Below are 17,118 nucleotides of genomic sequence, written 5' to 3'. Positions count from 1 at the left end.
CCCGTCCTCCTGCCTCACACGGCAGCATGAGTTGTTCCGGCTTCATCGCGCATCGGCGTCACCGCAACTCACTCCGCCGCGACCGCCGTCTGGGTCGGCTTGCCCTCGTTCTTGCCTTCCGCGAGATTGCGCACCACCATGTAGAAGATCGGCGTGAAGATCAGCCCAAACAGCGTGACGCCGAGCATACCGAAGAACACGGCGACGCCGACCGCCTGGCGTATTTCCGATCCGGAGCCCGTGGAGATCACGAGCGGCAGCACGCCGAGGATGAAGGCGAACGAGGTCATCAGGATCGGCCGCAGTCGCAGGCGGCAAGCCTCGATCACCGCCTCCAGGCGCGGTTTACCCTCAAGCTCGATGTCCCGCGCGAACTCGACGATCAGGATCGCGTTCTTGGCCGCCAATCCCACCAGCACAATGAAGCCGATCTGGGTGAGGATGTTGACGTCCTGACCCGTGATGCGCACGCCGATAGTGGCGGCAAGCAAGCACATCGGCACGATCAGGATGACGGAAAACGGCAAGCTCCAACTCCCGTATTGCGCGGCCAGAACCAGATAGACGAACAGCACGCAGATCGGGAACACGAACAAGCCGGTGTTGCCGCCGGTGACCTGCTGATAGGACAGGTCGGTCCATTCGAAGGAAAAGCCACTCGGCAATGTATTCTCGGCGAGCTTCTTCATAGCGGCGATCACGGTCGCGGAACTTGTCCCCGGCAAGCCTTCGCCCTGCAGCTCGGCCGCCGGATAGAGATTGTAGCGGGCGACGCGATCGGGACCCGCGACGTCCTTAAAATCTATGACGCTGCCGAGCATCACCGTGTCGGCATTGGCGTTGCGGGTCCGCAGCCGCGCAAGATCAGGACGCTCCTTCCGGAACGGCAGGTCGGCCTGCGCGGTGACGTGATAGGTGCGGCCGAACAGGTTGAAGTCGTTGACATAGGTCGAGCCGAAATAGGTCTGGATCGTGTCGGTAATGTTCTGGATGGGAACGCCGAGCTTCTGCGCCTTGACCTGATCGATGTCGACGAAGACCTGCGGCGTGTTCGCCGAGAACGGCGAGAACACAGTGGGGGCGAGGAGCAGCGGCGACTTGCGCGCCGCTACGACGAGTTCGTCAGTCGCGGCCGCCAGCAGCTTCGGACCACGGCCTTGCCGGTCCTGGATGCGCATGGTGAAGCCGCCGCCGGTGCCGATGCCGGGGATCGGTGGTGGCGGGATCACGATGATGAACGCACCTTCAATGGCCGACAGCCGCTTGCGCAGATCCGCCGTGATAACCCGCGCGTTCAGCCCCTTCTTGAGGCGCACCTCCGGTTCTTCGAACACTGGAAACAGCGCCGCCGAGTTGCTTGCCTGTGTGCGGGTCGCTCCCGACAGACCTGCAAAGACCGCGATATGCGAAATTCCGGGCGTATCGAGCGCGATGCTCTCGATCCGGCGAACGATCTCTGTGGTCCGCGCCAGCGAGGCCGCGCCCGGCAGTTGCGCGGATATGATCACGTAGCCTCGATCCTGTGCCGGAATGTAGCCCTGAGGCGTGCTGCCAAGCAGCCAACCGGCGCTGCCGATCAGGACCACATAGACGAGCAGCATCACAACGCGATGTCGGATCACGAAGCCTGCCACGTCAGCATAAAAATGCGACAGCCAGTCAAAGCCGCGGTTGAACCGCCTGGTGAACCATTCCCAGCCGCGCGCGATCAAATTCCAAGCGGCCGGCGGCCGCTTCTCCTCGCGCGGAAGGAGGATCTGCGAAGCCAGTGCCGGCGACAGGGTCAGCGAACAGAAGCAGGAGATAGCTGTCGCGACCGCGATGGTGACCGCGAACTGCTGGAAGAATTGCCCGGTAATGCCACCTAGAAACGCGGTCGGCACGAAGACTGCGCACAGCACCAGCGCAATCGACACCAGCGCGCCGCCGACTTCCTCCATGGTCTTCAGCGCGGCATCGCGCCGGCTCAGGCCGCGCGCGAGATGCCGCTCGACATTTTCGACCACGACAATGGCGTCGTCGACCACGACGCCCACCGCGAGCACGAGGCCGAACAGCGTGAGATTGTTGATGCCGTAGCCGAGGGCTGCCATGGCCGCAAAGGTACCAACCAGCGACACTGGGATCGCCACGATCGGGATGATCGCCGGACGCCAGCCCTGCAGGAACACCAGCACCACGACGACAACCAGTGCCATCGCTTCATAGATCGTCTTGATCAGCTCGCTGATGGACTGCCGGATGAACTCGGTCGGGTTGTAGCCGATATTGTAGTCGAGCCCCTTGGGGAAGCTGGCCTTCAGCTTCTCCATCGTGTCCTTGATGCCCTTAGCGGTCGCAAGCGCGTTCGATCCTGGCCGCTGCGTCACCCGCAACGCCACCGCTGACTTACGGAACAGGAAGCTGTTAGTGGAATAGTCGAGCGCGCCGAGCTCGATCCGCGCCACGTCGCGAAGGCGAACGATGCGGCCGTCCTGGCCCGATTTGACGACGATGTCCTCGAATTGGGATGGATCTTTCAGCCGGCCAACGAAGGTGAGGTTTGGCTGGAAGGCGCGGTCGGCAATCGGTGGGCTCGCAAGCTGGCCGCCCGTGATCTGCAGGTTCTGGGCGCGGATCGCCGCAACCACGTCGCTCGAGGTCAGGCCGAGATTGGCGATTTTGTCGGGATCGAGCCACAGCCGCATCGAATAATCGCGCGCGCCGAAGATCTGGATGTCGCCGATGCCGTCAAGCCGCAGCAACTGGTCGCGCACCTGCAGCAACGCATAGTTGGAGATGTAGAGCTGATCGAGGGTATCGTCCGGCGACAGCATGAAGACGACCATCAGAATATCGGGCGAGTCCTTCTTGGTGACGACGCCGTTGCGCTGCACCTCCTCCGGCAATTGCGGCTGCGCGATCGCGACGCGGTTCTGCACCAGCACCTGCGCCTTGTCGAGATCGGTGCCGAGCTTGAACGTGACGGTGATGGTGAGCTGGCCGTTCGAGGTGGCCTGGCTGTAAAGATACAGCATGTCGTCGACGCCATTGATCTCTTGTTCGATCGGGGCGGCGACCGTATCGGAAACGGTCTGCGCGGTGGCGCCCGGATATTGCGCGGTGACCACCACCGTCGGCGGCACCACTTGCGGATATTCGGCGATCGGCAGCGTCTGATAGGCGAGCGTGCCCACGATCAGCAGTACGATCGACAGCACCATCGCCAGAATCGGCTGGTTGACGGAAAGACGCCCGAGATTCATGAATTGCCGCCGATCTCGGCCTTGTGCGGGTTGACCCTGGCGCCGACGCGAGCGCGCTGGATGCCGTCGACGATCACGTGATCCTCCGGCTTGAGGCCTTCGTGGATCACGCGCAGGCCCTCGTCGAGCGGACCGAGCACCACTGCCCTCGCCTCCACCATGTTGTCGTCTTTCACCACGAACACGATCTTGCGCGACTGGTCAGTCGCGATCGCGGTATCCGGCAATAGCAGCGCCTCGTAGGGCGAAGAGCCGATCAGCCGCACGCGACCGAACTGGCCCGGCAGAATCGATAGGTCATGGTTCGGGATCACGGCACGACTGCGCAGCGTGCCGGTGGAAACGTCGAGCCGGTTGTCGATGAAGTCCATATGGCCCTCATGCGACGGCTTGGTTTCGCCGGTCAGCGCCACCTGCACCGGATTCGCCGTGTCGCGCGAGCTCGGCCGCTTGCCCTCGAACCACAGCTTGTTGTTCTTCAGGTATGTCGCCTCGTCCACGTCGAAATAGATGTAGATCGGATCGAGCGATACGATCGAGGTCAATAGCGTCGCGCCGCCCTCGCTGCCCTGCACGAGATTGCCCGGGGTGACCAGATGGCGGCTGACGCGGCCGGTGATCGGGGCCACCACATGGGTGAATTCGACATTGAGCTGTGCGGCCTTCAGCGCGCCTTCAGCCTGAGTTTCGGCGGCACGCGCCGCCTGCAGCGCCTGACGGCGCTGATCGACGACTTGTTCGGAGACTGCGCTGGTCTGCACGAGGGTCAGGCCGCGCTCGAGATCGCGCTTGGCGAGCTCCCCCTTGGCGCGTGCGTCGGCGAGCTGCCCTTCGGCTTGTAGCACGACCGCCTCGAACGGGCGCGGATCGATGATGTAGAGCAGATCGCCAGTACGGACGATCGCACCATCCTTGAACTCTACACTATTGACGAAGCCGCCGACGCGGGCACGGACCTGAACCTCCTGGATCGCCTCGAAGCGGCCGGTGAACTCGTCCCAGTCGGTGACGATCCGTTTGACAGGTTGTGCCACCGTCACCGGCGGCGGCGGAGGCGCGGCCACCTGCGATTGCGCCTTCTCGTCGCAGCCAGCGAGCGCGAGCGCTAACAGCAGACCGATCGGTGCACCGCCCCATCGTGCAAGGCGGCGAAACGAACCGCGATCGAGCCGGGTCGCCGGAGCCGAATACTCTGTTCTGTCAGTCGCACTCACTTCCGTCTCTCCAAGGACCTGGAATGCCGCAATTGAATCGGACAGGTCGAGATAGTCACCGTCGGCCAGTCTCGATACAGGCTGCAGCATCCAAGAGGCGCGACGACTTCAATTGCGTCGTTGCTCTGCATATCGAGCCTCCTGGCTTCTCAATCTGGCATCGTGTTCCGCGTGTCGGTTTCGGCGCTAAAAGTTTCGGCACGACGATGCTTTGGAGAATGATCTTGCAACACCAGCAAGGGAAATCACCTCTCGCCATAGAGTCGATAGACAATCGTTATTGGCCGCTTGCCGCGCGGCGTGATACGCGAAGGCGAGTTTTTAAACCTGTCTTGGAAGTCGTCTCGGACACCGGTTATTGTTATGGCTTTATAGGTTTATGATGGAAGCATTCGTTCACCCGCAGAATCGCGGAAGGTTTCTTGAGAAGCGCTTTGACTATTTGGCTCTGGTTCCCGCGGCGGCGGCGCTTTGTTATCCATTTCTGCTCAATGCTTTTCATGCCATCGTCGGCACGCAGGCCGTAATCCCGCCACCGCTCGCAATCGCCAGCGCGACCTTCGTCCTGATCGTTGCGTTCGTCGTGCCGCTTCTTGGGATCGCTCTGGCTTGTCGTCCCACGTCCAGTCCCGGCTCAAGACGCCTCGCCTATGCCAGCGTTGTGTCGCCAACGCTCTATGTCTTTCTCGGCGTTGTCCAGATCTTGATCAAGAGCCCTATTCCCGACGAGGTCGTCTGGTGCGCGATTTGGCTCGCAATCGCGATCTGGTCGCAGTCTGCCCGAGATCCGGTCGCTGCAGCCGTGCCTGCAGTCGGGGGTTGGCGGGTGGTCCACGGCGTAACGGCCGCGGTCCTGTCTCTATATGTGGTGTTTCATCTCACCAATCATCTGTTCGGCTTGATAGGGCCGGATGCGCATGCGGCCGTTATGAAGATCGGACGCGTGGTTTATCGCTCTGCCGTAGGTGAACCGTTGTTGGTGGCGGCCATGCTTTTCCAGATCGGCACCGGCCTCTTTCTGGCATGGCGTTGGAGCGCCGCAGCGCATGACTTCCAGCGGACCTATCAGGTAGCTTCGGGAGCCTATCTCTCAGTGTACATTCTCGGCCACATGAACTCGGTCTTCGTCTACGCGCGAAGCTTCCTCGGCATACCGACAGATTGGGATTTCGCGATCGGAGCCCCGACTGGGCTCATTCATGACGCATGGAATATCCGTCTGCTGCCTCACTATGCACTAGGCGCCTTCTTCGTCCTGAGCCACCTTGCTTCAGGGCTGAGAGTGGTGCTGATCGCACACGGTGTTGATCAACGTAATGCCGATCGCCTTTGGGGTGTCTGCGTCGCGATGAGCGCCATCGTCGCGGCCGCGATCATCGCGGGAATGTCTGGCGTCAGGATCGGTGCAATGGCTTCGTGACTTGCGACCGTAAATTCTCGCGGTCAAATACGTCGTTCCCACGCGGCTGTTCGAAAGCGAGTTTCTGAAATCACGGGATTGCAATAACGAAGCGCGAGCGGCCTGACCCAATGTATGGGGGGAAGCGTTGAATGAACGTAGCGCGCTACCACCGCTGCTCGGGCGCGACCTTGTTCAGTGTTCATCCTCCCAAAGTGTTTCAACGTCGGTTTCCAGGTGCCATGCGGCCGGTGGCATTCCTCGCTACGGCATCACGACGCGGGGCGAGCGGCAATAACGATCGTCTATCGACTCTATGGCGAGAGGTGATTTCCCTCGCCGGCGTTGCAAGGTCATTCTCCAAAAGCACGTTCCAATCAAACTCAGGATCAGGCACCGCGATGGCGCTGCTCCGGCTACGGGTGTTGATTGAACGATACAAATGGCGTGAAAAGAAAGACACTGATGTCCCAGGAAGCCTACGACATTGTCATTGTTGGTGCGGGCGCGGCCGGCTGCGTCGTTGCGAGTTATCTCGCCGAACACACCGATGCGTCGATCGCGCTGATCGAAGCCGGCGACATGGATCGCGATCCGTTCATCCACATTCCTGCCGGGTTCGCCAAAATGCTGGCCCACGACCGGCATGTCTGGAAATACGAGACGGTTCCCCAGCACGGCACCACGCGAGCCTATCGCTCAGGCAAGGTGCTCGGCGGCGGCTCCTCGATCAACGCGATGGCCTACGTCCGTGGTCAGATGCGCGACTACGCCGCGTGGCAGGACGCGGTCGGCAACACGGGCAAATGGTCGTATGAAGACCTGCTTCCCGTCTTCATGGCGCAGGAACACAACGACACCTTTCACGACGAATATCACGGCATCGATGGTGGCCTGTCGGTCCAGCTGCCCAAGGGCATCAACAAGCTGAACCAATATTGCCTCAAAGCCTTCCAGGAATATGGGCTTCCCTATAATCCCGACTATAACGGCGAGAGCCAGATCGGCGTCTCGCCGGTGCAGTCAACGGTCGGAAATCAGCGGCGGTGCAGCGCGGTCGACGCTTATCTGCGTCCGCACCTCGCCTCAGGCCGCGTCACCCTTCTCACCGGCAAGACGGTCGTTCGCATCCTCGTCGAGAACAAGCGGGCCGTTGGCGTCGAGCTCATGGACAACGGCCTGGAGAGGATCATGGCCGACGAGGTCGTGCTGTCGGCTGGCACCGTCCATAGCCCGAAGATCCTTATGCACTCGGGCATAGGGCCGGCCGAGCAGCTGCGCCAGCACGGTATCGCTGTGATAGTGGATTCTCGGGAGGTGGGCGAAAATCTCCACGACCACGCGATCGTGCCGGTCCGTGCCTACGTAAAGGGCGATCTCGGCTATCAGGCGGCCGCCCAGGGTCTCGGCACCGTGAAGGCGGGCCTGCGCTATTTCGTCACCAAGGATGGCCCGGCGTCGGGCAACGGCATCGAGACGGTTTCCCACTGGAATCCGTCCGACTTCGCCGCCGAACCCACGATCCAATGCTATCACGTGCCTATCATCGCTGCCGATGGAATCAGCCCGACGGGCGACCGCTCGGGCATCACCTTCGAACTCGTGGTGCTTCAGCCCAAGAGCCGTGGCTGGGTACGGCTGGCCGACAGCGACCCGACGTCAATGCCGCTCATCAACCCTAACTTTATGGGCGAGGAAGAAGACCTGAGGGCGGCGGTGGAATCGGTGCGCGCGGTCCGCAAGGTCATGGCACAGGAGTCGCTGGCGCCGGTGATCGCGGAAGAGATCGAGCCCGGCCCGCGCATCCAGTCGGACGCCGAGATCGGCGAATGGGTGAAGCGTGTCGTGACGACGATGTTTCACCCGGTCGGCACGTGCCGGATGGGCCAGGATGCGCGAGCGGTGGTCGATGCAAGGCTCAGGGTCCGCGGGGTCGACGGTCTCCGGGTAATCGACGCCTCGATCATGCCCACCATCACCAGTGGCAATACCAACGCCCCGACCCAGGCGCTCGCGCGCCACGGCACGGGGATGTTGGTCGAGGATTTAAAGCGGGCCTAAGGAGCTATGGCGCAGGCCGACGTGGCCCGACGTAGAGACAGTCATCGAAGGCGGACTCGACCATGTCGCGTTAACGTCAAAGAGCCGAGTCCTTGCAAACGTGCAGACTCTATTTCGCAAAATGGCTTGTTCAGAGTGATCCTCCACGAACAGTAAGACTGCATCAACCCTGAAGGAGGGATCCAATAATGAGTATAGAGGACGCGAGAAAGCGCCGCGAGGTGCCGCTCGACACGCCGACCGATCTCGGTTCCAACGCCACCAAGGATATTTCCGCCGCCCTCACTGTGCTTCTGGCAGACGTGTTCGCGCTTTACGTCAAAACCAAGAACTTCCATTGGCACATATCAGGCCCGCATTTCCGGGATTATCACCTCCTTCTTGACGAGCAGGCTGCGCAGATTTTCGCGATGACGGACGACATCGCGGAAGGAGCGCGCAAGATCGGCGGCACAACGATCCGCTCGATCGGCCACATCGCCAGGGTGAAGCATATCGAGGACAATGAAGCGGATTTCGTCACGGCCGAAGACATGCTGACCGAGCTGAAGGAAGACAACCTGGCGCTCACACAGCGCATGCGGCAGGCCCGCAATGTCTGCGACGAGCACGGCGATGTCGCCACGGCCAGCCTGATCGAAAACTGGATCGACGAGGCGGAACGTCGCACATGGTTCCTGTTCGAGACGACCCGGAGAGCTTGACCCCGAGCGCACGCTTGCGGCCGAGAATCATGCGTGGTTCGTGAGCGAGTCTGTACGGCCGCGCATCATCGACGGATGCGCTGAGCCGAAAGTCCAAACCACGATGCCACGAGTCCGAAGCGGCAGCGTGTGCGCTACACTCTCGACTATTCGAATTCAGAGTGAGAGCAACTCTAGGCAGACGTTCACCCCCGCGCGTGCGCGGACAATTCGGTCAGCGCACGCATTTCGACCGGCGGACAGAATGGATTGGATGCTGACTTGAGCGACACAGATTTATTGCAGGCCCCCCCAGGCGTATCGACATCGGCGGCCAAGGCGTCAGCGCCTTCCCGTGAAGCGGAGTTCGATGTCGACTTGTTCGTGATTGGTGGTGGGTCAGGAGGCATCCGCGCTGCGCGCGTCGCGTCGGGACACGGCGCCAAAGTGATGCTCGCCGAGGAGTATCGGCTGGGAGGGACGTGTGTCATCCGCGGCTGCGTGCCGAAGAAACTGTTCGTCTACGCGAGCCGTTTCAGCGACACATTCGACGAGGCCGCGGAATTCGGCTGGCGCTTGTCGGTCCCGCATTTCGACTGGCCGTCATTGATCGCCGCGAAGGATCGCGAGATTACACGCCTGGAAGGGCTCTACGGTACCGGTCAGGAAGGCGCGGGCGTCGAGGTCGTGAGATCTCGCGCTGTGCTCGAGAACGCGCATACGGTGCGCCTCCTCGAAGACGGCCGCCGCGTACGAGCGCGCACGATCTTGATCGCGACAGGCGCACGGCCCGAACTGCCTCCCTTCGACGGCATTGAGCTCGGTATCACCTCGGACGGCGTCTTCGACTTGAAGACTTTCCCGAGAAAGCTTGTCATCGGGGGGGCCGGATACATCGCGATGGAGTTTGCTGGTCTGTTTGCCGCGCTGGGAAGCGACGTCACCGTCGTGTGCCGCGGGAGCAATGTGCTCCGTGGCTTTGACGAGGACGTGCGCCAGGCGGTCGCCGGGTCCTATACGAACCGTGGCATTAAGCTTCTGTTTGGCGACACCATCCGCCGCCTCGAACGACGGGACGGGGACGTCGGCGGTGGCGACCGTGCGGGTAGGATCGACGTTACGACCGAACAGGGCGGAAGGCTGATGGCCGACCAGGTGCTGCTTGCCTTCGGCCGCACCCCGAACACGACTTCGCTCGGGCTCGACCGCGCCGGGCTCAAGACTGGGGCAGACGGCGCGATCATTGTCGACGCAAACTCGCGCACGAACATCCCGAACATCTACGCGGTGGGCGATGTGTCGAACCAGATCAACCTAACGCCCGTCGCGATCCGCGAAGGCCACGCGTTCGCCGACAGCGTGTTCGGCAAGAAAGCTTGGCAGGTCGACTACTCCAATGTGCCGACCGCGGTTTTCTCCAGCCCGGAGATCGGCACCGTCGGCCTGACGGAGCTGGAAGCGAGGGCGCAATATCTTGCTGTTGACGTCTACAAGGTCCGCTTCCGCCCGCTGAAGGCGGCCGTAACGGGCGATTGCAAGGCCAGGCTTCTGAAGGTCGTCGTGGATTGCGAGTCTGACCGGATCCTCGGGATCCATATCTTCGCTGAAGAGGCCAGCGAGATGATCCAGGTGCTCGCCATCGCCGTCGGCAGCGGAGCCACCATGAAAGACTTCATGTCGATCATGGCCGTGCACCCGACAGTCGGCGAGGAGATCGTCGCAATGCAGACGCCGACCGTGCGTTACGACCGGCGCGACGCTTCGACACCGCTCGTCCCAAGCGCCGCCGTTTGACGCGGCCGGCGCGTGCTCGGAAGGGCCGGCTCGCAAAGCCACGGGCCGTCGAGCAGCTCACTAGTCTAGACTAGATGCTCCAGGCCTCAAGCGGCCGAGAATGAAATCGATAACGCCACGCCACTTCTCTAGCGACGAGTGCGCCGGCCGTGTTGCGGCGTGCCAGGCGTTGGGAGATGCCGTTCTGTTATCTCCACCCAGGGACCGATCTAAGCTGAGTTGGAGGGCAAGTGCGCCGGTGACGCGATCTCGTTCAACGGAAGGGAGTTCGTGATCGAGGAGGTCGCCTGACAGCTGCGACACCGAAGGTCGAAAGCTGCCCCTCGGCATAACGCACGACGACCGTCGCGGACCTGGTGGGATGCCCTGGGAATGAAGCGGATGACGTATGGCGCGGTCCGGACGATCTTCCCAAGCCTGACCTCGACACCTAGACACTGAAGCATCGTCGCCTCGTGCGCCTGAAGTTCACTCCGCTCTTGGACTGGCGGTCGACGCTCTACGCCGCACTAACTCGCTTCCATGGCGCCGGGCGAGTGGAATGGAAACTATAACGACCGGGCATTTCCAACGGTTGGCGTGCCGGCATAGCTTTTCTGTGCATCTAACCGGACTGACCTGTCACGGTTGTGCGGAGTGCTTGCCAGCATAGGGCGGCGTGATCGTCCTCTTGGTGGATGCACTCTCCGCGTCGCAAGGACCCGCTCAAGCAACCAAGCACATAGGAGTCACCAATGTCGTTCCGCTTCATCACCAAGTCTATCCACGCCTACCTGATCGATTATCCCGTCGCGATCGTCCTGATGGCAGCGCCGTTCGTGCTGAAGCTCGGCCAGAGCGGACCGGTCGCAATGTGGCTTTCGGTTGTTGTCGGTGTCGCCGCGCTGCTCTTGGCCACTCTGACCGACCATCCCACCGGTCTCGTCCGCATCATCCCCTACTGGCTGCACCTTTGGGTCGATCGCGCCGTCGGGGTGGTGTTTGTCATCGCACCGTTTGCCTTCAAATTCGCTGGACTCGACGCCTGGTACTACTGGGTCCTCGCTGCCGCTGTCTTCCTCTCAACGTCAGTCTTGAACGCGCCTGAGGAACCAGTCGTGAAGCATTCGGGTTTGGACACGCGCCTAGCGGGTTGAAGGCGGCGACGGCGGCGTAAAGGGTCGAGACGTGCGGCACCTGTTCTTGGGTCGCGCGTCCCCCGCCAAACATAGGCGAGCATCGAAAAGGCTCGATGCTCGCCTGGTTGCCGATGTTCGTCCGTGAGGACTCGAGGAGGGCGAGCAATTGTGCCCTTTGTCGTGGATTATCGTTTCCCTTTGGGTCGCGGCGATTATCTGGGCACGCATCCAGGCGGGAGATTCGGCCATATCCCGGCGCAGCTCGGCCCGCTCACCCAGGAAAAAAATGACACTCAATCATCCAATTTTCACGCGCTGGCCGAGCCAGTGCCCTGATCGGCTGCAGCTCTTTTCCGCTCCGACGCCCAATGGGGTGAAGGTCGGCATCATGCTTGAGGAAACGAGCCTCGCCTACGAGCCGCACCGGATCGACATCATAGCGGCCGAAAGCCACGACCCGGCCTTTCTCGCGCTCAACCCCAACGGCAAGATTCCCGCAATCTACGACCCCGACGGGCCGAGCGGCACACCGCTCGCGCTGTTCGAATCGGGCGCGATCCTCCTCTATCTTGCCGACAAGACGGGACAACTTATCTCCGTCGATCCGAACACTCGCTACGAAACGATCCAGTGGGTGATGTGGCAGATGGGCGGAGTCGGGCCGATGTTCGGCCAGGTCGGCTTCTTCAACAAATTCGCCGGCAAGGCCCATGAGGACAAGCGCCCGCGCGACCGCTACGCAACCGAATCAGCGCGGCTGCTCGGTGTCCTCGACGAACGGCTCGCGGGCCGCGACTGGGTGATGGGCGCTGACTACAGCATCGCCGATATTTCGCTGCTCGGCTGGGTGCGCAATTTGATCGGCTTTTACGAAGCGCGCGACCTTGTCGGCTTCGGCCGCTTTCTTCATGTGCAGGCGTGGCTCAACCGTGGCCTCGCGCGTCCGGCGGTGGAGCGCGGGTTGAAAGTGACGGCGGTCTAGGGAGAGTCTGCTTGAGGTTGATGAGAGGAGTGATCCGCGAATGGACACGGCGGCGGGGCTTCAGGCTGCTGGCCAATGAGCTCGCGCGCCGCGAATCGCTCGACCCAACCTGAGGGATTAGGTCGTGAGCAGCGCGTCCCTAATCCTGACCGACCGCAGCCTGGCGCTCTCCGAGCCTAAGGCTGTCGGCGCGCAGGGCAGCACGAAGGTGCTCGCCGCGTCGAGCCTGGGCAGCTGCCTCGTGTTCGTCAGCAGCGCCGTCGTCACGGTTGCGCTCTCGGCGATTGGCCGAGAGATGCGCCTGTCGCCGCTCGATTTGCAGTGGGTGATGAACGCCGAGCTCCTGCCGCTCGCGGCCCTGACCTTGGTCGCTGGCGCTCTCGGTGACCGATTCGGACAGAAGCGGATTTTCCTCGCGGGGATCGCTCTCTATGGCCTGGGTGGGACCACGATTGGTTTCGCGCCGAGTTTCACCCCACTGATCGTCGGCCGGTTCCTGCAAGGCTTGGGCGAAGCCTTGATCCTGCCCAACGGCCTTTCCCTGCTCGGGCAGGCCTTTCCCGCCGACAAGAAAGCCCGTGCGGTCGGCATCTGGTCCGCCGCCGCGGCTGTCGCCAGCGGCGTTGCGCCCGCGATCGCCGGCGCGATCCTGGATCACGGGTCCTGGCGGACCACCTTTCTGATGCTCCTGCCCGTAGTCGCCGGCGCGCTGGCCGTCGGCGCCGTGTGGATACCCAAGGACTCCGCGACGAGCCACGCTCGGGTCGACGTCGGTGGCGCGGTCTTTTCGACAGTCGGGCTCGGCGGGCTGGGTGCGGGGCTGACCAGCCTGACCAACGGTTCCGGTCTGAACCGTTGGGTGCTCGTCACCCTGATCGTCGGTCTGGGCGGCTTTGCCTGCCTCATCGTGACCGAACGGCGATTAGGCGACAACGCCATGCTGCCCCCTTCCCTCTTCGCCTCGCGGTCGGTCCTCGGCGCGAACCTGTTCACCGCGCTCCTCTACGGAGCGTTCACGATCGTGCTAACCTTGATCCCGTTCGTGATGATCCGGGGCGCGCACCTGCCGACGCTGGTAGCGGGCATGGCATTCATTCCCCTGCAAGTGCTGATTATGGTCGTCTCGCCGCTCGCCGGCATGCTCTGCCGCGGGTTCGGCCGGCGCTTGCCATTGTTCGCTGGCGGCGCCGTCGTCGCCTTGGGATGCGCCATGATGCTCCGTGTCGGTTCGAACGCCACCTATTGGGCGGACATCTTCCCCCCCATCCTGTTGCTGTCGCTGGGCATGAGCCTGGCGATCGCACCGTTGACGACCCTCGTCCTCACCTCCATCGAGTCCGATCGCGCCGGAACCGCGTCTGGTGTCAACAGCGCGGTCTCACGCGCCGGGTCCCTCTTTGCCATCGCCCTGCTCGGCGGCGTCCTGCAGCAGGGCGGTCCTCAGCTATTCTCAGGATTCCACATGGCGATGGCTATCGCAGCGGTCGCGTGCGTTCTCGCCACGCTCGCGGTGTTCATTATCGAGCCGGGGCCCCACGTCGACTTCATCCCGCGAGACTGACCCGTTCGGTGTCCGTAATCAGCAGCAGGCCAGCAAGGCCGGGAGGAAACAATGAAGAACGAAGACCAACCTATAGGCAGAAGGAGAAAGCCCATGAATATCCGAACCATCATCGCCGCCACCTGCGCCGCCTTCGCCTTCTCGATGGCCGGCCCCATCCACGCCCATGATCGCGAAGCGCAAACCGTTACGAAGAACTTCGAGGCGGCCATTCCCAATATCCTTGGCAAGTCGTTGATCGCTGTGGAAGTCGATTACGCACCCGGCGCGGCCTCCGTGCCCCACTCCCACGCGAAGTCGGCTTTCATCTACGCCTATGTGATTTCGGGCGCGATCGAGTCGAAGGTGAATGACGGCAAGACGCGCATCTATCGGGCAGGCGAGAGCTGGTCCGAACCGCCGGGCGCTATCCATTCGATCAGCCGCAACGCGAGCAAGACCGAGCCCGCAAAGCTGCTCGCTGTCTTCGTCCTCGACACCAATGACAACCCTCTAACCACGCCCATCAAATAAACCTTCAGACGTATTGAAAAACGAGTACCCTCAAAGAGGCAACGAGAACATCATCAACGAGACAATGCTGTCGCTTGAGGGGGCGGCCCTTGAAAGCGCCGCGAAAAGCACTTCGACTAACGTTGCTGATGCTCGGCTCGACCGAAGCGAATCGATCGAAAGCGATGAGCAGGCCCAGTCGAGATTCCCAGTGATCTTTCCGAAGCGCTGGACGAGCACCGCTACGAGATCGGCAAGGGCGAGGCATCATTTTCGCTCGTCTGCGGTTGCTTCCGTGCGCTTCGCCGGTAGACGCGGGCGCGGATCGTTATCGTTTTCATTCTCTCCGGCGGCCCGCAGCAAACCCGCCTGCTAACCTCATCTGCGCAGGCGGGTAGAGCGTGAGGTGGTGCCAATCCGATCCGCTGTGTCTTCTTGGCATTTCGCACCTCGCAACTTTGAGCCAGTTGGATTGCCAGCTGCTGAAAGCGATAATGCGCCATGAAGGAGGTGCGACCTTCCCATCAGTCGCAAGGCCCTCGTGGGCACGGCCTAAACCTTGGTGTGCTCTTCTCAGCCAAGGGTCCGGTGAGGATCAACCTCTGTGCAATGGCTTGGCCCATCTCTCGGAGGCTACGCTTGGGCATAACGGCCGATGTGTTGAGCGGCAAGAGAAATAGGAGAGGTTCATCGATGACAACAATGGGTGCAACCGCTCGTAGGACAGCTGAGTTTGTCTCCGACTTCGCCAGTGTCATTCACAACCTGATTATGGACGTGCGCGACAGCTACCGACCCGGGCTGCACTACATGCGTGGCCCCGGCCCGAAATGGCGCGCCAAGCATCAGCGTTGGCCGAGATTCGATTCTGAAGCTGTATCGCCGGACGGGCAGCGTCAGCAGTCGCCGGTGCATATACGCCGTCGTAACGCGGCTAACACCACCCGAGGTTAAGGAATCATGCTCGCTCACTGGACGACCACCCGAGCTTGGATGTTGCTCAGCGCCGCCACCCGTTGCATCGCATTGCTTGGCCTGGTGGCCATGCTGGACTGCTCGGCGTATGCCGGCGTCGCCCTCGAAGAACGCCAATTGCCGATGAAATTCAGCTGGGTCGCTTGCCAGCCGAATTGCCGAGGCTGGATCAGCGCAGTCGGCATCGTCACCGCCGAGACCCCAAGCGACTTCGATGCTTTCGCGCGCGATCATCAGCTCAAGGGCGAAACTATCGTGCTGGATTCCAGCGGCGGCTCGGTCAACGACGCGATGGCGCTCGGACGGCGGTTCCGGGCGCTCGAAATGTTCACGACCGTCGGGGTGAGCGTGCTTACCCCCGGCTCACGTGGTGAGCGCGCCCACGTGTCGCCGGAGGCCTACTGCGAATCAATGTGCGTTTTTCTGCTGCTGTCGGGCAAGTCGCGTTACGTGCCTGAACAGGCGCATGTCCGCGTGCATCAGATCTGGATGGGTGACCGCGCTGACAATGCACGGGCCGCGAGCTACAGCGCATATGATCTCATGACCGTTGAGCGCGATATCGGAAGTCTCGCCAAATACACCTTCGACATGGGCGGCGCGGGTGATCTGTTGTCACTGTCGCTAAACGTTCCGCCGTGGGAAGATTTACATGAACTGTCTCGGGAGGAATTGCGAGTGACTAATCTCATCACTACCGACAAAGTTGCTCAGCTGGGCAGCCCCAACGCAGCGGTGGTCGACCTGACGCTCAAATCGCTACAGGGTCTCTTCGTGAGCACTGCGGCGGCGGCCTCCGCTGGGCAAGAGTAGCGAGTAGTCCCTTATGTCAAAGGGCATCGCTGTTTTCTAAGTGTCAGAACTGTCCCGCGGCGAGCGGAGGTGACCTGCCCCTGCCGATTTCCTCCAGTTGAGGTTAGAGTCCGGCCTGCAGAAGGACGGATAGATGAAGCGAGCAAGGTTCACGGAAAAGCAGATTATCGGGGTGCTTAGGGAGTACGACGCGGGCGCTAAGACCGCCGACCTGGCGCGCAAGCACGGTGTCTCCGAGGCGACGATCTATAACTGGAAAGCCAAATTCGGCCGTCGGTTCCAGCATTCAGAGTCGGACAACTTTCCGGGCGCGTTCGCTTCGCCAAAACGGCTCTCGTGAACCGAGCCACCCTGGGGTGTCTCGGCCAAGCGCAGCCCCGGGTGTCGGCGATCGCGGCCTTCGCAGCGGGGCCTGTCCCGGCAACTGCGCATCGACCGCGTCCACGCCAAAACTTAGCGTTTGCGCTGCCGCCCGGGCATGGCGTCGCTCTGTTGAGATGCTCTTGTAAAATGTTAACGACGAACCGCCGGACTAGTTGGGTCCGTCTTGCTGTGAGTCGCCGAAGCCGCCTCAAACGCTTGCTTCCCATTTTCCACCCACAGTGCTCGTGCCTGTTCGCCTTGTTCGCTTTTGAGCTTATCGGCGCACCATAGCAGCGCGCCAAAGATCGTGGCGCGGTCGTCTCCTGTCAGGTTCACAATCCCAGCTTTCACGACGAGGCCACCGAGTTCGATGAGACGCCGCGTGCGCTTGCGGCGCTCGACTTGCCAAGTGCGCATG

General features: G+C 61.9%; 12 protein-coding genes and 1 pseudogene. 10 read left to right on the top strand and 3 right to left on the bottom strand.

Annotation, left to right across the window (positions count from 1 at the left end):
• Positions 1-68: 68 nt before the first annotated feature.
• Both ACPPVP_RS19795 and ACPPVP_RS19790 read right to left on the bottom strand, forming a co-directional pair.
• A complete protein-coding gene (locus ACPPVP_RS19795; RefSeq protein WP_426537242.1) occupies positions 69-3,245 on the bottom strand; it encodes an efflux RND transporter permease subunit in 3,177 nt (1,058 codons plus the stop codon).
• Positions 3,242-4,366 (bottom strand): efflux RND transporter periplasmic adaptor subunit, encoded by a 1,125-nt coding sequence (locus ACPPVP_RS19790; RefSeq protein ID WP_426537955.1) that lies wholly within the window; start codon positions 4,364-4,366, stop codon positions 3,242-3,244. Before ACPPVP_RS19790 ends, ACPPVP_RS19795 begins: the two co-directional genes overlap by 4 nt.
• A gap of 475 nt (positions 4,367-4,841) precedes the next feature.
• Here ACPPVP_RS19790 and ACPPVP_RS19785 point away from each other — a divergent pair, with 475 nt between their 5' ends.
• From ACPPVP_RS19785 to ACPPVP_RS19740, 10 genes and pseudogenes are all read left to right on the top strand, one after another.
• The gene (locus ACPPVP_RS19785) at positions 4,842-5,879 is read left to right on the top strand and encodes a hypothetical protein (protein ID WP_426537240.1); all 1,038 of its coding nucleotides are present in this window, start codon (positions 4,842-4,844) and stop codon (positions 5,877-5,879) included.
• A gap of 444 nt (positions 5,880-6,323) precedes the next feature.
• Positions 6,324-7,919 carry a GMC family oxidoreductase gene (locus tag ACPPVP_RS19780; RefSeq protein ID WP_426537238.1) on the top strand — a complete coding sequence of 532 codons (1,596 nt, stop codon included), beginning with the start codon at positions 6,324-6,326 and terminating at the stop codon, positions 7,917-7,919.
• Between the two features lie 188 nt (positions 7,920-8,107).
• Entirely contained in the window at positions 8,108-8,623 is a 516-nt protein-coding gene (locus ACPPVP_RS19775) for a Dps family protein (protein ID WP_426537236.1), read from the top strand.
• A gap of 357 nt (positions 8,624-8,980) precedes the next feature.
• Positions 8,981-10,396: a glutathione-disulfide reductase gene (gene gorA, locus ACPPVP_RS19770; protein WP_426537953.1), complete on the top strand. Its 1,416-nt coding sequence runs from the start codon at positions 8,981-8,983 to the stop codon at positions 10,394-10,396.
• Between the two features lie 734 nt (positions 10,397-11,130).
• Entirely contained in the window at positions 11,131-11,532 is a 402-nt protein-coding gene (locus tag ACPPVP_RS19765; protein WP_426537234.1) for an SPW repeat domain-containing protein, read from the top strand.
• Between the two features lie 268 nt (positions 11,533-11,800).
• Positions 11,801-12,496 (top strand): glutathione S-transferase N-terminal domain-containing protein, encoded by a 696-nt coding sequence (locus tag ACPPVP_RS19760; RefSeq protein WP_426537951.1) that lies wholly within the window; start codon positions 11,801-11,803, stop codon positions 12,494-12,496.
• 124 nt (positions 12,497-12,620) lie between these two features.
• Positions 12,621-14,057 carry an MFS transporter gene (locus ACPPVP_RS19755; RefSeq protein ID WP_426537232.1) on the top strand — a complete coding sequence of 479 codons (1,437 nt, stop codon included), beginning with the start codon at positions 12,621-12,623 and terminating at the stop codon, positions 14,055-14,057.
• Between the two features lie 93 nt (positions 14,058-14,150).
• The gene (locus ACPPVP_RS19750; protein ID WP_426537949.1) at positions 14,151-14,570 is read left to right on the top strand and encodes a cupin domain-containing protein; all 420 of its coding nucleotides are present in this window, start codon (positions 14,151-14,153) and stop codon (positions 14,568-14,570) included.
• Positions 14,571-15,542: 972 nt separating this feature from the next.
• A complete protein-coding gene (locus tag ACPPVP_RS19745; RefSeq protein WP_426537230.1) occupies positions 15,543-16,337 on the top strand; it encodes a hypothetical protein in 795 nt (264 codons plus the stop codon).
• 133 nt (positions 16,338-16,470) lie between these two features.
• Positions 16,471-16,608: pseudogene (locus ACPPVP_RS19740) on the top strand (transposase); the annotation flags it as partial.
• 242 nt (positions 16,609-16,850) lie between these two features.
• Here the strand turns inward: ACPPVP_RS19740 and ACPPVP_RS19735 are convergent.
• Positions 16,851-17,117 carry a conjugal transfer protein TraD gene (locus tag ACPPVP_RS19735; RefSeq protein WP_426537228.1) on the bottom strand — a complete coding sequence of 89 codons (267 nt, stop codon included), beginning with the start codon at positions 17,115-17,117 and terminating at the stop codon, positions 16,851-16,853.
• Position 17,118 lies beyond the last annotated feature (1 nt).

The organism is Bradyrhizobium sp. McL0615, assembly GCF_049993905.1.
Lineage (GTDB): Bacteria > Pseudomonadota > Alphaproteobacteria > Rhizobiales > Xanthobacteraceae > Bradyrhizobium.
Note: the sequence above shows the minus strand (reverse complement) of the source record. Positions and strands in the feature narration are given on the sequence as shown.

What these genes read in the sequence shown, in the direction of transcription:
- ACPPVP_RS19795 (WP_426537242.1), bottom strand. Translation starts at nt 3,245, where the DNA reads ATGAATCTCGGGCGTCTTTCCGTCAACCAGCCGATTCTGGCGATGGTG.
- ACPPVP_RS19785 (WP_426537240.1), top strand. Translation starts at nt 4,842, where the DNA reads ATGGAAGCATTCGTTCACCCGCAGAATCGCGGAAGGTTTCTTGAGAAG.
- ACPPVP_RS19780 (WP_426537238.1), top strand. Translation starts at nt 6,324, where the DNA reads ATGTCCCAGGAAGCCTACGACATTGTCATTGTTGGTGCGGGCGCGGCC.
- ACPPVP_RS19775 (WP_426537236.1), top strand. Translation starts at nt 8,108, where the DNA reads ATGAGTATAGAGGACGCGAGAAAGCGCCGCGAGGTGCCGCTCGACACG.
- ACPPVP_RS19765 (WP_426537234.1), top strand. Translation starts at nt 11,131, where the DNA reads ATGTCGTTCCGCTTCATCACCAAGTCTATCCACGCCTACCTGATCGAT.
- ACPPVP_RS19760 (WP_426537951.1), top strand. Translation starts at nt 11,801, where the DNA reads ATGACACTCAATCATCCAATTTTCACGCGCTGGCCGAGCCAGTGCCCT.
- ACPPVP_RS19750 (WP_426537949.1), top strand. Translation starts at nt 14,151, where the DNA reads ATGAATATCCGAACCATCATCGCCGCCACCTGCGCCGCCTTCGCCTTC.
- ACPPVP_RS19745 (WP_426537230.1), top strand. Translation starts at nt 15,543, where the DNA reads ATGTTGCTCAGCGCCGCCACCCGTTGCATCGCATTGCTTGGCCTGGTG.
- ACPPVP_RS19735 (WP_426537228.1), bottom strand. Translation starts at nt 17,117, where the DNA reads ATGCGCACTTGGCAAGTCGAGCGCCGCAAGCGCACGCGGCGTCTCATC.